Origin of the sequence: Chelativorans sp. YIM 93263 (assembly GCF_028767125.1) — a bacterium.
GTDB lineage: Bacteria > Pseudomonadota > Alphaproteobacteria > Rhizobiales > Rhizobiaceae > Chelativorans.
On the sequence record NZ_JAKCWP010000003.1, the window covers coordinates 490,946 to 504,964 of the forward strand.

Below are 14,019 nucleotides of genomic sequence, written 5' to 3' on the forward strand. Positions count from 1 at the left end.
TTAGATGCCGAACACTTCGTCGTAGACGGCCACCGCGGCGCGGGCCTTTTCGCCGACTTCGGCTGCGCTGGCGCCGGGCGTGTAGAGGCTGGAGCCAAGGCCGAAGGTGCGCACGCCGATCTGCGCATAATCCTCAAAATTTTTCTCCGACACACCGCCAACGGCGCCGACCGGCACATAATCGGGCAGAACGGCCATGATCGCCTTGATGCCGCCGGGCCCGAGGGCCGAGGCCGGAAAGAACTTGAGAGCGGAGGCCCCTGCGCGAACCGCTGTCAAGGCCTCGGTTGCGGTGAAGACACCAGGCATGGTCGCCATGCCGAACTCGGCTGCACGGTGAATCACGGCCGGCTCGACATTGGGGCTGACCATGAGATTGCCGCCAACGTCAGAAAGACGTTCAAGGTCATCTTCGGTCAGCACGGTGCCTGCGCCGATCAGTACGTGGTCCGGCGCAAGGCGGCGGGCGGCCTCGATGGAATGGAACGGATCGGGGGAATTGAGCGGTACCTCGATCGCCTCGAAACCCGCTTCGAGCAGCACTTCGGCGATCGCCGGCGCTTCTTCGGGTTTCAGTCCGCGCAGGATGGCGACGAGGTCACGACGAAGTTTCGGCCAGACGATCCGGCTCATGTAGCACTCCTTTCCGGCCACAGGGCGAGAGCCGCACTGTAGAGTCCACGCCTTACAAGATCGTGACCATCCAAGATTCCGCACCCTACTCCAGCGACGGAAAGTGCCGTCTCGTAAGCCCCTGCTTGTGCGCCGCTGGCAATCAGCGTCGCTGCCGCGTCGCCCTGAAGCGCCTCGCGCGTGGCGGCGATCTCCGCGCCAATAAGCAAGCCGGAAAGCCGCGCCCTTGCATCCGGAGCGTCATTGGCGAGCAGTGACGCAGCGCGAATGGAAAACAATCGCCCGGTCAATGCGGTTCCGCCCAACATCTCCGACACCGCATCGGCAAAGGCCGGCGATGTGCTGTCGCCGGTGCCTTTCGCGATCATGTCTGCGAGCACGGAATGCCCGGTCATGAGGGCGAAGAGCTCGCCCGTCATGAAGGTCGTGAATTCGGTCAGCCGCCCCTCCTGCAGCCGCACCCACTTGGAGTGCGTTCCCGGAAGACAGAACAGGCCGGACCGCCGCCCTTCGGCACAAGCACCGGCAAGCTGTGTTTCCTCGCCGCGCATCACATCCTCGCGGCCCTTCCGGCGCTGGCAGACGCCGGGAAGGATGCGCACGTCCCGTTGCGCTTCTTCCACGCGCACAGCTTTCGCGTGGAGTGCATCGAGCTGTGCAGGTGTGTCGAGGTAAGCGGCTTCCTTCCATGCGCCGCGCGCACCCGCCATGCCGGTCACGACGACCGGAAGATCGGCCGGCGCGTCGAGCCCTTTCAGGTGCTCCTCGATTACGGCGTTGAAGCTGTGGTCAGGCAGGCAGGTGCGCATGCCCTGCCCGCTCGATCTTTCCGCCAGAACGCCGCCACTCGCATCGAGCAGCCACAAGCGGAAATTGGTGGTGCCCCAATCCGCCGCCGCGCAAAAAGGCGCAGTGATCATGAGCCTCCGCCGTTCCGAAGATCTTCGGGAAGCAGATCCGCCGGGATGTCCTGGAAGGCGACCGGACGTAGAAAGCGGCGGATGGCCAGGGTGCCGACCGAGGTGGTCGAAACGTTGGTGCTCGCCGGGTATGGCCCGCCATGCATCATCGCGTCACTGACTTCGACGCCGGTGGGGAAGCCGTTGGCGATCAGCCGGCCCGCCTTGCGGGCGAGGATCGGCATTAGGCTGGAGGCGAGCGCCGTATCGGCGTCGTCCATGTGCAGTGTGACCGTAAGCTGCCCTTCCAGACCGCTGGCGATCTCGCGCATCTGGTCCTCGTCCTTTGCGCGAACGACAATGCCGAGCGGCCCGAAGACCTCGTGTTGCAGGTCGGGATTGGCCAGCCAATCATCCCCTGTCGCTTCCAGAAGGTCAGGCCCGGCATTGCGGCCTTCGGCCTTGGAGGCAAGGCGAGCCTGCGCACAGCCGAGGCCGGAAAGCTTATCGCGACTACGCCGGTAAGCGTCCGCGATCCCCGCCGTTAACATCGGCTGCTCGAGCACGTTTTCGAGCGCGGATTGGGCGGCACCGACGAAGGTGTCCGCATTCTCCCCGTCAAGCGCAATCGCCACACCCGGATTGGTGCAGAACTGGCCGACCCCCATGGAGAGCGAACCGGCCCATCCTTCTGCGATCTTCTCGCCGCGCGCGCCGAGGGCGGAGGGCAGCAGGAACTGCGGATTGACCGAGCCAAGCTCGCCGAAGAAGGGAATGGGCTCGGGCCTCTTGCTTGCCAGGTCGAAGAGCGCACGCCCGCCGCCGAGCGAACCGGTGAACCCGACGGCGCGCACCAGCGGATGTGTGACGATTGCCTCGCCGGCTTCGTTGGTGTTGCTTTGAATGAGTGAGAAGACGCTGGGATTCTGGCCAGTTTTCTCGATAGCCATGGCGATCGCTTCGGCAACGAGTTCACCCGTACCCGGATGAGCCGGGTGGCCCTTGACGATTACCGGGCAGCCGGCGGCCAAGGCAGACGCCGTGTCTCCGCCGGCCGTGGAGAAGGCGAGCGGGAAATTGGATGCGCCAAACACGCCGACCGGGCCGATGGGAAGCTGCATCAGCTTCAGGTCCGGCTTGGGCGCGGGCTTGCGCTCGGGGTCCGCCGGGTCATGGCGGCGGTCGAGGTAGTCGCCCTTTTCGATATGCTTTGCAAAGAGGCGAAGCTGCCCGGTTGTCCGCCCTCGCTCTCCGTTAATACGCGCCTCCGGCAGACCGCTCTCCTGCGTGGCGATCTCGGTGATCGCCTCGGCACGTGCTTCGATCTCATCGGCAATCGCATTGAGAAAAGCAGCACGGACCGCGCGAGTGGACGGGCCGTAGGTCCAGAAGGCCTCCTCTGCGGCTTTCGCGGCACGGTCCACATCAGCGGAAGAGCCGACCGCAAAGCTGTGTGAGGGGCCCATTACCGGATCGGAGGCGAAGGTCTTGTCACCGCCGACCCATTCACCGGCAATCAAGTGTTTTCCGCGGGGCTGAAAGCTTTCGGGCATGGTGCACTCCTTGATTGTCTGTAGGGGCAGTTGGGGGTCTGTCTATTCGTGAAAGGCCTCGACGTCCACAGTCCGGCCGGAAAGAAAAGAGTCCGCCACGAGTTGCAGCGGGGCGGGGTCGACATCGCTTTCGCCTGACTTCAGGAGCTCGGCGAAGCGGTGATAGATGCCCTCATATTCCGCCTCGAGCCCGCCATCCTGCCCCTGACCAACAACGGACATCTTTGAGCCACCTTCGGTCAGCGTGAGTTGGCCGGCATCCGTCTCGATACGGATGTCCCAGGTCTGGGGCCCTTCTTGCCGCCAGTCGAAATCGGCGGCCACGTCGAAACCTGCTTGGCTGCGCATTTTCAGCTGCGCGGCAATCGGCATTTGTACGTTTTTGGGCACCTGCAACACGGCTTCAGTGACGAAGACCGGCGGCACGATGGCCGTCAGGATCGAAAGCGCGTTGATGCCGGGATCAAACACGCCGAACCCGCCGGCTTCCCAGATCCAGGCCTGGCCGGGATGCCAGCGCCGCACATCTTCCTTCCAGATGATCTCGACATGGCGGATTGTCTTGCCGGCAAGCCACTGCCGCGCCGGCTCAACGCAGGGCGCGAAGCGCGAATGCCATGTCGCGAAGAGCGAGACGTTGTGCTGCCCTGCAAGCTCGGCCAGCGCATCGACCTCGCCCAGCGTCGCGCCGGGCGGCTTTTCCAGGAGCACATGGCGGCCGGCCTTTATGCTTGCAACGGCCATGTTGTAACGCACGGAAGGCGGCGTGCAGAGCGCGACCGCCGGAATGTCGGGGCGCTCCCGCAGCATGGTCTCGAGGTCGGTGTAGTTCTCCACCACATCGACCTTGCCGTGCCGGCTTACGGCAGCGGCCAATTCGAACTGGGTGGACGCCTCTATGACCGGCAGGTGCTGGTCCCGCGCAATCTTGCCGATGCCGACAACGGCGATCTTGGTGCCGTTCATGCTACGTATCTCCCTCTACTTCCGGGACACTCATTGCCCCTCTCTTGCAAATTCTAAGGACGTGAGCATGGCTCAAGCCCAAGAATTCGCTTTCTCTCCCGCAAGGGGAGAGATGGAGCGCTGCTACACACACTCCGCAAATCGCCATGCTCGGCGATTAACTGCGTGTGTGCGGCTGCGTTGTCTCCCCTTGGGGGGCAAACCTTCTTTAATGCGACTCCCGCGCCACCGGATGGCCGCGGCAGCCCTTCAAAAAGTCGAAGTCAGCGCCCGTATCCGCGCCCTGCACGTGGTCGTGGAAGAGCTGGGCGTAACCGCTCTTCGGGCGGTCAATTGCCGGCTTCCACTCCGCCAGGCGCCTTTCCAGTTCCGCATCGGTGATATCGAGATGCAAACGGCGGCTGGGAACGTCCAACTCGATCATGTCGCCATTGCGCACCACTGCGAGCGGGCCGCCCACCGCCGCTTCCGGGGAGGTGTGAAGGATCACCGTGCCATAGGCCGTGCCTGACATGCGTGCGTCCGAAATGCGGATCATGTCGGTAATACCCTTCTTCAGCACCTTGGGCGGCAGGCCCATATTGCCGACTTCGGCCATACCGGGATAACCCTTGGGCCCGCAATTCTTCAGCACGAGAATGCAGGTCTCATCGACCTCAAGCGTCTCGTCATTGATCTTGGCCTTGTAGTCGTCGATGTCCTCGAAAACGACGGCGCGGCCGCGATGATGCATCAGATGTGGCGAGGCGGCCGACGGCTTCAGAACCGCCCCTTTGGGCGCCAGATTGCCGCGCAGCACGGCGATCCCCCCTTGCTGCGTTAGCGCCTTTTCGACCGGACGGATGACGTCCTCGTTCCAGTTCTTGACGTCCTTGACCTCGTCCCAGATCGGGCCGCCCGAGACCGTGAGGGCATCCTTGTGGAGCTTGCCGCCCTCTCCGAGCATCCTGATGACGACGGGCAGGCCGCCGGCATAAAAAAACTCCTCCATCAGGTACTTGCCGGAAGGCATTAGGTTCACAATGGTGGGGATATCGCGGCCATGCCGGTCCCAATCATCTAGCGTCAGGTCAACGCCGATGCGGCCGGCCAGCGCCAGCAGGTGAACGACGGCGTTTGTAGAGCCGCCAATCGCCCCGTTGACGCGTATAGCGTTCTCAAACGCTTCGCGGGTAAGGATATCGGAGGGCTTAAGCTCGTCCTTGACCATGTCGACGATGCGCCGGCCCGACAGATGCGCCATGACGCGGCGGCGGCTGTCGACGCCCGGGATAGCGGCATTGCCGGAAAGTGCCATGCCGAGCGCCTCGGCCATCGACGCCATGGTGGAGGCGGTGCCCATGGTGTTGCAAGAGCCCGGCGATCGGCTCATGGCTTGCTCGGCCTCGAGAAAATCCTCGTTGCTCATATCGCCGGCCTTGATGGCCTCGGACATCTGCCAGAGCGCCGTGCCGGAGCCCACGCGTTCGCCGCGGAACCAGCCATTGAGCATCGGCCCGCCGGAAACGACGATGGAGGGCAGATCGGTGCTGGCCGCGCCCATGAGCAGCGCCGGGGTTGTCTTGTCGCAGCCGGCAAGCAGAACGACCCCGTCAAGCGGATTGGCGCGTAGCGCCTCCTCCACGTCCATTGCCGTCATGTTGCGATACATCATGGCGGTGGGACGCAGGGAGCTTTCACCGGGCGAGAACACCGGAAATTCGAGCGGCAGGCCGCCTGCCTCGTATATGCCGTGCTTCACGCGTTCGGCGAGATCGCGCAGATGCGCATTGCAGGGTGTGAGCTGGGACCAGGTGTTGCAGATGCCGATCACCGGCCGCCCGTCGAAGAGGTCTGCGGGCAGGCCCTGATTCTTCATCCAGGAGCGGTGGTAAATGTGGTCGCGCGTGGTCCCGCCGAACCACTCCTGCGAGCGCAGCTTGCGTGGCCAGGGCTTCGGGGTGAAAGCATTCATGCGTTTCTGTTTCCTTTCCAAGTCCGCTGCCCGGAGGTGCGGGTTAAGTGAATAGGAGTCAGAGAATTTCGACTGTTGCCGCCCGCTTCTTCTCCCGGGCGTGCGGGTTCCGGAGCGGCAGCCCGAACTCGGGCGCGGATATCTCGAATTCATCCCCCTCGCCGCAGGAGATGCCATCGGCAAAGGAGAGTGTCGCCGTGCCGAACATGTGCACATGCAGATCGCCCGGCTGGCAGAACAGGCCGTATTTGAAGTGATGAAACTCCAGATTGGCGATCGAATGGGACATGTTGTCCTCGCCGGAGAGAAATTCCTTCTCCCAGATCACCTTACCGTCGCGCAGGATGCGCGAGGTGCCGCGAATATCGGCCGGCAAGTCGCCGACCAGAAGCTCAGGCCCGAAGGAGGCCGGGCGGAGCTTGGAATGGGCGAGATAGAGATAGTTGATGCGCTCAGTCACATGGTCGGAGAACTCGTTGGCGAGCGAGAAACCGATGCGGGAGGGCCGGCAATCCTTGCCGATAATATAAAAGCCGGCGATCTCCGGCTCCTCGCCACCATCCAGCGCGCAGTCGGGCGAGGCAAGCGGATCGCCCGGCGCGACCGCGGCGACGCCCGTGCCCTTGTAAAACCATTCGGGCTGCACGCCGTCCTTGCCGGCCTCCGGCTTGCCACCCTCGATGCCCATGCGGAACATCTTCATGGAGTCGCTCATGCCGGCCTCATCGGCATGCATGGCGTCACGCGCCGACGCGGAGCCAAGATGCGTGAGCCCCGTCCCGGTCAGGTGCATATGCGCCGCGTCAGGATGGCGAACGGGTACGTCGAGCGCGCCTTCGCCAGCCAGCTTTTCCAGATCGACCGTATCGCCAAAGCCGTGGCTTTCGATCACCGTTAGCAGCTTTTGTCCCGACTCCACCGCCTCCTGCGCCAGCGCATAGGTGGTTGTCGCCCCGTTCACGAGCCGAGCATCGCTCCCCTGGCGGCAGACCACGCCACCCTTCTTGAGCTGTGAAAGATGCATCCTATCCCTCCTATGCCGACTTGTTCTTGTTGTAGACGTCGAAGATCACGGCCGCGAGCAGCACCAGACCCTTGATGACTTGCTGGTAGTCGATGCCGATGCCGACAATCGACATGCCGTTGTTCATCACGCCCATGATGAAGGCGCCGATGATCGCCCCCGTAATCTTGCCCACGCCGCCGGACATGGAAGCACCGCCGATGAAAACGGCCGCGATCACGTCAAGCTCAAAGGCAACGCCCGCCTTCGGCGTGGCGGTGTTCAGACGGGCGGCGAAAATCAGCCCTGCCAGCGCCGCCAGCATCCCCATATTTGCAAAGGTCAGGAAGGTCAGCCGTTCTGTGGGAATGCCCGATAGCTTCGCCGCCTTCAGATTGCCCCCAAGCGCATAGATCCGACGACCAATCGTCGTGGAGTTGGTCAGGAAAGTATAAGCCGCCGCCAGAACGGCCATGGTGATCATCACGTTCGGGAACCCGCGATAGGTGGCAAGCAGATACGACAGGAAGATGATCGCGGCGGCCAGAAGACCGTTCTTGGCGACGAAAAAGACGAACGGTTCTTCTTCGATGCCATAGCTGAGATTTCGGCGCCGGTTGCGCATCGCCATGAACAGCAGGAGAGCCGCCGTCGCCGTGCCAAGCAAGATTGCCGTCACGTTCGGTTGCCCCACGCCGAAAATGTCAGGAATGAAGCCGGTGCTGAGCAACTGGAATGAGCGTGGGAACGGACCGACCGACTGCCCCTGCAGAACCCACAACGTGAGCCCGCGGAACACGAGCATTCCAGCCAGCGTGACAATGAAGGAGGGAATGCGCCAATAGGCAACCCAGTAGCCTTGCGCCGCGCCGATCATAAAGCCAAGGGCCAGACACGCGGGAATGACGAAGAGCGTCGGCAGGTTGTAATCGACCAGCATCACCGCGGCCACGGCGCCTACAAAGGCTACGACCGAGCCTACGGACAGATCGATATGGCCGGCAACGATAACCAGCAACATGCCGATTGCCATGACGACAATATAGCTGTTTTGAAGAATGAGGTTCGTCAGGTTCACCGGTCGCATCAGCGTGCCGTCGGTCATGACCTGGAAGAATGCCATGATGATGACCAGCGCGAAGAGCATGCCATACTCGCGCAGGTGGTTCTTTACATGGCTGGCAATGGAGACCGCAGCCCCTTCGACTGCATTATCACCCAGGCCCTCGCCGGGCTGCTTTTCGCGGGCGGACACTTCGGACATTTCTACGTCCTCACAATCATGGACATGATTTTCTCCTGGCTTGCCTCGCTCGCGGCGAGTTCACCTAGGATTTTTCCTTCGTTCATCACATAGATGCGGTCGCACATGCCGAGCAGTTCGGGCATCTCGGACGAAATCATGACGACCCCCTTACCCTGGCCGGCCAGTTCGGCGATGATGTTGTAGATCTCGAACTTGGCGCCGACATCGATACCCCGCGTCGGCTCATCAAGGATGAGCACGTCCGGCTCGGTGAAGAGCCATTTGCCGAGCACGACCTTCTGCTGGTTGCCGCCTGAGAGGTTGACCACTTTCTGGAAGACACTCGGTGTGCGCACGCCAAGTGCTTTCCGGTAGCGCTCGGCCGCTTGCCGCTCCTCGGCCTCATTCAGCACGCCATTGTGCGAAACGGCCGGAAGATTGGCGAGCGTGATATTCCTGAGAATGTTCTCTTCCAGCACCAGTCCCAGCGATTTGCGGTCTTCGGTGACATAAGCAAGCCCGTTGGCCACCGCGCGCCCGACTGTGGAGACATCGATCTCATTGCCCCGCAGCTTGACCGAACCAGAGATTTCCCGGCCATAGCTGCGGCCAAAAAGGCTCATGGCGAGTTCGGTCCGACCCGAGCCCATAAGCCCCGCAATTCCAACCACCTCGCCCGAGGCCACGCGGAACGCGGCGTCGTGGATCACCTGCCTGTCCGTGTGAATCGGATGCCAGACGTTCCAGTCCCCTACCTCCAAAAGTGTCTCGCCGATCTTCGGTGTGCGCTCGGGATAACGGTGCGCCATGTCCCGGCCGACCATATCGCGAACGATGCGGTCTTCGCTCACCTTGTTAGTCCGCGCATCCAGTGTGGACACGGTCTTGCCGTCGCGCAGGACGGTGATGGAATCGGCAACGCGCCCTACTTCGTTCAGTTTGTGCGAAATCAGGATCGAGGTGATCCCCTGCGCCTTGAATTCGAGCAGGAGGTCGAGAAGCTTCTGGCTGTCATTCTCCTGCAGGGAAGCGGTGGGCTCGTCGAGAATGAGAAGCTTCACCTCCTTGGACAGCGCCTTGGCAATCTCCACGAGTTGCTGTTTGCCGACACCCAGCGTATCGACACGCGCGCCCGGCTTCTCCTTCAGACCGACCTTTTGCAGCAGGTGTTCCGCCCGCGACAGCGTTGCCGGCCAGTTGATCACACCGCCGGACGCCATTTCGTTGCCGAGAAAGATGTTCTCGGCAATCGAAAGCAGAGGCACGAGCGCCAGTTCCTGATGAATGATGATGATTCCGACGCGCTCGCTGTCGGCGATACCGGAAAAGGCGACGGGTTTACCGTCAAAGACGATTTCGCCGTCATAATCGCCGTGCGGATGAACCCCGCTCAAGACCTTCATCAAGGTCGACTTGCCGGCGCCATTCTCACCGACAAGCGCGTGGATTTCACCCGGAGCGACCTTCAGATTGACATCGTCCAGAGCCTTCACACCGGGAAAGCTCTTGGTGATGCCGCGCATCTCCAGAATCGGTTCCATGGACATTCCCGTGCCGAGGCGGCCGGCTCACTGACCGTGGCCAGCCGCGCCGATCCATATCGATGGCCTACTGCAGCTGATCTTCAGTGTAGTAGCCGCTACCGACCAGCACTTCTTCCCAGTTGTCGGCATCCACCGGAACCGGCTCCAGCAGATAGGAGGGGACGACCTTCACGCCGTTGTCATATGTCTCGGTGTCGTTGATCTCCGGCTCTCCACCCTGGAGAAGCGCATCCACCATGCCGACGGTCACGCGGGCAAGCTCGCGCGTATCCTTAAAGACGGTGGAATACTGCTCTCCGGCGAGGATCGACTTGATCGATGGGATCTCGGCGTCCTGTCCGGTCACGATTGGCATTTCGAGATCGCCCGAACCGTAGCCGACGCCCTTGAGCGAAGAGAGAATGCCGATGGACAGGCCGTCGTAGGGCGAAAGAACGCCGTGAACTTCTGCATCGGTGTAATAAGCCGAGAGGAGGTTATCCATGCGCGCCTGCGCAACCGAGCCATCCCAACGCAGCGTACCGACTGTGTCCATGCCCATCTGCTCGGACGGAATGACGATATCGCCGGAATCGATCAGCGGCTGCAGTACCGACATGGCGCCGTCGTAGAAGAAGTAGGCGTTGTTATCGTCGGGGGACCCGCCGAAAAGTTCGACGTTCCAGGGCTTGTCGTCCGGAAAGCGCGCCTCCAGGCCTTCAACGAGCGAATTTGCCTGCTGGACGCCGACCTGGAAATTATCGAAGGTTGCGTAATAATCGACATGCTCGCTGTCACGGATCAGCCGGTCATAGGCGATGACGTTGATCCCGGCGGCGTTGGCGTTTTCGAGCGCGTTGGACAGCGTGGTGCCGTCGATCGAAGCTATGACCAGAACATCGGCGCCCTTGGTGATCATGTTCTCGATCTGTGCAAGCTGGTTGGGAATGTCATCCTCAGCGTATTGCAGATCGGTCTCGTAACCGGCCTCCTCGAACTGCTTGACCATGGAGTTTCCGTCGGAAATCCATCGCGCCGAGGATTTCGTCGGCATTGCGATACCGACATACCCCTTCTCCTGAGCCGCTGCGGTGCCCGCGTAGAGCGCGGTGCCCATCGCGAGTGACGTGAAAATGGCGGTAAGCTTTTTCATTGATAATCCTCCCATGCCGCAGTGACGCGGCGTCATCCTCTTCTCGCCGCGCCCGATGGCTTGTTGTCGCAAGAGTGGTGGACCTTGCTGATCCGCAGACCAAACTAAAGAGTGGGAATATACCAATCAAATGCATTTTAGGTTTCTATGTATATCTTAATTGGTATATCTTTCAGCATGGCAAACGATCATCCTTTCCGACTGAAACTCAATCACTTCCGGCTCATTGCAGCGATTGCAGAGCATGGGCAGATCAGCCCGGCGGCCGCCTCGCTTTCCATGACGCAGCCGGCGGCATCGCGCACACTCACGCAAGTCGAAGGAATTGTCGGCGCGCCTCTGTTCGAGCGCCACGCCCGGGGGATGAGACCGACCGAGGTCGGCCAGGTGCTTTCGCGACATGCAGACGCACTGCTGACCGAGATGCGCGAGACCATGCGGGAGGTGGAGGAGTTCAAGCGTGGCGTCGGAGGGCGGGTGCGTGTGGGGGCCGTCACGGGTGCGGCCGTCGGCTATGTCATGCCGGCCATTCACCGGCTCAAGGAAGCATCGCCCAACTCCGACGTGCATATCGAGGTGGCGCCGAGCGACACGCTGATCCGGGACCTTGCCAGCGGTCATCTGGACTTTGCGCTGGCGCGTGTGCCGCCGCCGTTCGATCCGCGTGATTTCGTCATCGGGCGCGGGCGTGGAGAAATTGTCGACCTGCTGGTGCGCAAAGGCCATCCGCTCGCCGACGTTACGACGACCTCCATCGTCGACCTCGGTCATTTTCAGTGGATCATGCAGGCGGTGGGCGCGCCGTTGCGCGTGGCCGTGGAAAACGCTTTCATAATTGCCGGAGCGCAACCGCCGCGCAATACCATCAACACGACCTCGTTGCTCGCCATGATCGCACTCTTGCTCACGTCGAATGCCATCGCCCCCCTGTCGCGTGAGGTAACGGAGATGCTTGACGCGACCGGCAGCGAGGCCCGGCTGCAGGTGCTGCCGATCCATCAGTCGATCACGATCTCGCCCTATCATCTTCTCCAGCCAAGAGGCCGCCCCCTTTCGCCACTGGCAACCCGGCTAAAAGAGCTGATCTCGGAGGAACTGGCGCGCGAGAACTGAGCGGCTGTCACGTTCGGGATTGACGTCCAGCGCTTAGAAGATGCGGCAGTGGCAGGGCGGAGGGAGTTTATCGTTGTATGCGCCCCTCCGAGAGCCCTGCGCCTGTCCGGACGGAATTCGAGCCGCGCGGTAACTCAATAACTGAGTCACCTCAGCCTAAGTCCACTGGCCGGGTGCTGCTGCAGCGAGCAACAATCCACCTACGACAGCAATGTTGATCGTGAAGGCTGAACGAATGCTTTGTCTTTCGGGTCCAGAATAGCTCCAGAAATTCAACATCATCAGGCTTGCCGCGATCGTAAATGCAATGAGCGCCAAGGCTGCGTAGGGCCGCCCAACCCCGACAGCGAGGCAGAGGCCCGCAACGATCTCCAGCGCCGACCCGGCCGCCAACATCAAGCGCGGGTACGGAAATGGAAGTTGAGCCGCAATCTGTCTGAACCGAAGGAAATGCTCAATCCCGGCACAGACGAAAACTCCGCCGAGCATGATGAGACCTACATTCTCCAGATAGAGGCTCATTATTCGCCTTCGCTCGCAGACCATACGGCAAGTTCGTATCCGTCAGGATCCTGGAAATGGAATCGCCTACCGCCCGGAAATGCAAAGACTGGCTTGACGATCTTCGCGCCCGCTTCCTCGAGGCGCCTCTGCGTCTCGGCAAGGTCATCCGCATAGAGGATGACAAGCGGCCCGCCAGGCTTCACCGGTTTGCCGGTGGTCAGGCCGCCAGTCAACCGCCCGTCGGTGAATTCGCAGTAGGTTGGTCCGTAGTCGGTGAAGGTCCACCCGAACGCCTGCCCATAGAACGCTCGCGAACGGCCGATATCACTCACGTTGAACTCGATGTTGTCGATCTGCCGATCATTGCCCTTGGTGCCCATTCTGTATCCTTTCGTCGTTGAACGAAGCAGGACTGTAGGATGAGGGACGCTGTCCGTATTGGAAAAAACGGCCAATTTAACGAGCCAACTGTCGGACGAACTCCCCAGCGGTCATGCCGCAAAGGGATTGAATCTCCCGGTTGAGGTGGGCTTGGTCCGTGTATCCGTTCTCGTAGGCGATGTCGGCCAACTGAGGAGCGTTCGACCTACGTACGGATGTTATGGAAGCCTGGAGTCGCAGAATTCGATGCAGGGTCTTGGGACCGTAGCCAAATATTTCATGGGTTTGGCGCCGCAGGGATCGCTCGCTGGTGCCTAGCGCCACGGCCAATTGACGTATTCCCCTGTCGGACTGCCTGGTGGCATTCTTCTGGAGGAAACCAAAGATCGCCCTGCCGTGCTTGGATACGCCGTCGATCGAGGGTGCCGTCCCTGCGAGGTGCTTCTGCAGTCTCACGAGCCGTTGTTGTGCATCCCCGGCTTCCTCCATGCTTTCAGCGATCCGGTGCGCCTTCTGGCCCCAGACATCCTGCAACTCGATCTCCTTTCCCACGATCTCTGCGATTGACAGACCCAGCCAGCTGGCGGCGGCGCCGGGCTCGAATCGCAGACCGAGTACGGTGTCTCCACGTTGCAGAACAGGCCGGGCGGCGGTCAGATCGGGACCGACAACCGACAGGCGTTCGCCTCGCCAGATCAGATCAATACACCCATCAGGAACGACGGCGACCGTTCCCACCTCCTCGTCAGGCAGCCTATTTATCCATGCGCAACGAAAAGAGCAGCGCAGGGCAGCTATCGGCGCGGTTTCGAGGTATGTTCCAACAGAATTTGCAAGAACGGCTTCTTTCGGCATGGCTTCTGGATAGCGCTTATCTGCGGAAAAGAGCATGGGATCAATTGCAAGCTTGGGGACAGGAAAAATCAGAGTCTCCGTCGGCAGCGCCTCGCCAAACACTTTCTTGACGTTCCTGGTCGACACCTCAAGCTTGGAACGCCGCCGCCTCTCTGTCACGTGAGGTGACGGATCTGCTCAACGCGACCGGCAGCGACGCCGACCTTCGCGTCCTGCCGATCCGCGAAACGACAAGT

13 protein-coding genes and 1 pseudogene are annotated in these 14,019 nt (G+C 61.4%); 1 reads left to right on the forward strand and 13 read right to left on the reverse strand.

The features are described from left to right. The 9 genes from LY631_RS09445 to chvE form a co-directional block, all read right to left on the reverse strand. Entirely contained in the window at positions 1-633 is a 633-nt protein-coding gene (locus LY631_RS09445) for a 2-dehydro-3-deoxy-6-phosphogalactonate aldolase (RefSeq protein ID WP_274425014.1), read from the reverse strand. Continuing rightward, on the reverse strand, positions 630-1,553 hold the full coding sequence (locus LY631_RS09450) for a 2-dehydro-3-deoxygalactonokinase (protein WP_274425015.1): 924 nt from the start codon (positions 1,551-1,553) through the stop codon (positions 630-632). The genes LY631_RS09445 and LY631_RS09450 overlap by 4 nt, the downstream gene beginning before the upstream one ends. After that, on the reverse strand, positions 1,550-3,085 hold the full coding sequence (locus LY631_RS09455) for an aldehyde dehydrogenase (NADP(+)) (RefSeq protein ID WP_274425016.1): 1,536 nt from the start codon (positions 3,083-3,085) through the stop codon (positions 1,550-1,552). Before LY631_RS09455 ends, LY631_RS09450 begins: the two co-directional genes overlap by 4 nt. 42 nt (positions 3,086-3,127) lie before the next feature. Further along, entirely contained in the window at positions 3,128-4,051 is a 924-nt protein-coding gene (locus tag LY631_RS09460) for a Gfo/Idh/MocA family protein (protein ID WP_274425017.1), read from the reverse strand. Positions 4,052-4,259: 208 nt separating this feature from the next. Continuing rightward, positions 4,260-6,005 (reverse strand): L-arabinonate dehydratase, encoded by a 1,746-nt coding sequence (gene araD / locus LY631_RS09465; protein WP_274425018.1) that lies wholly within the window; start codon positions 6,003-6,005, stop codon positions 4,260-4,262. 58 nt (positions 6,006-6,063) lie between these two features. After that, complete coding sequence (gene araD1 / locus LY631_RS09470) at positions 6,064-7,029, reverse strand: AraD1 family protein (RefSeq protein ID WP_274425019.1); 966 nt, start codon at positions 7,027-7,029, stop codon at positions 6,064-6,066. 10 nt (positions 7,030-7,039) lie between these two features. Beyond that, positions 7,040-8,272 carry a multiple monosaccharide ABC transporter permease gene (gene mmsB, locus LY631_RS09475; RefSeq protein ID WP_274425021.1) on the reverse strand — a complete coding sequence of 411 codons (1,233 nt, stop codon included), beginning with the start codon at positions 8,270-8,272 and terminating at the stop codon, positions 7,040-7,042. Positions 8,273-8,274: 2 nt separating this feature from the next. After that, the gene (mmsA, locus tag LY631_RS09480; RefSeq protein WP_274425023.1) at positions 8,275-9,795 is read right to left on the reverse strand and encodes a multiple monosaccharide ABC transporter ATP-binding protein; all 1,521 of its coding nucleotides are present in this window, start codon (positions 9,793-9,795) and stop codon (positions 8,275-8,277) included. A 67-nt stretch (positions 9,796-9,862) separates the two neighbouring features. Further along, a complete protein-coding gene (gene chvE / locus LY631_RS09485) occupies positions 9,863-10,930 on the reverse strand; it encodes a multiple monosaccharide ABC transporter substrate-binding protein (RefSeq protein WP_274425024.1) in 1,068 nt (355 codons plus the stop codon). A gap of 177 nt (positions 10,931-11,107) precedes the next feature. On the opposite strand from chvE, the gene LY631_RS09490 reads away from it, so the two are divergent. After that, on the forward strand, positions 11,108-12,043 hold the full coding sequence (locus LY631_RS09490; protein ID WP_274425025.1) for a LysR family transcriptional regulator: 936 nt from the start codon (positions 11,108-11,110) through the stop codon (positions 12,041-12,043). Between the two features lie 156 nt (positions 12,044-12,199). Here the strand turns inward: LY631_RS09490 and LY631_RS09495 are convergent, their stop codons facing one another. The 4 genes and pseudogenes from LY631_RS09495 to LY631_RS09510 form a co-directional block, all read right to left on the reverse strand. Beyond that, positions 12,200-12,565 (reverse strand): DoxX family membrane protein, encoded by a 366-nt coding sequence (locus tag LY631_RS09495; RefSeq protein ID WP_274425026.1) that lies wholly within the window; start codon positions 12,563-12,565, stop codon positions 12,200-12,202. Continuing rightward, positions 12,565-12,927 carry a VOC family protein gene (locus LY631_RS09500; protein WP_274425027.1) on the reverse strand — a complete coding sequence of 121 codons (363 nt, stop codon included), beginning with the start codon at positions 12,925-12,927 and terminating at the stop codon, positions 12,565-12,567. The genes LY631_RS09495 and LY631_RS09500 overlap by 1 nt, the downstream gene beginning before the upstream one ends. Before the next feature lie 76 nt (positions 12,928-13,003). Continuing rightward, on the reverse strand, positions 13,004-13,819 hold the full coding sequence (locus LY631_RS20335; protein ID WP_338000425.1) for a helix-turn-helix domain-containing protein: 816 nt from the start codon (positions 13,817-13,819) through the stop codon (positions 13,004-13,006). After that, positions 13,802-13,921: pseudogene (locus LY631_RS09510) on the reverse strand (RidA family protein); the annotation flags it as partial. The gene LY631_RS20335 and the pseudogene LY631_RS09510, both read right to left, overlap by 18 nt. Positions 13,922-14,019: the final 98 nt, after the last annotated feature.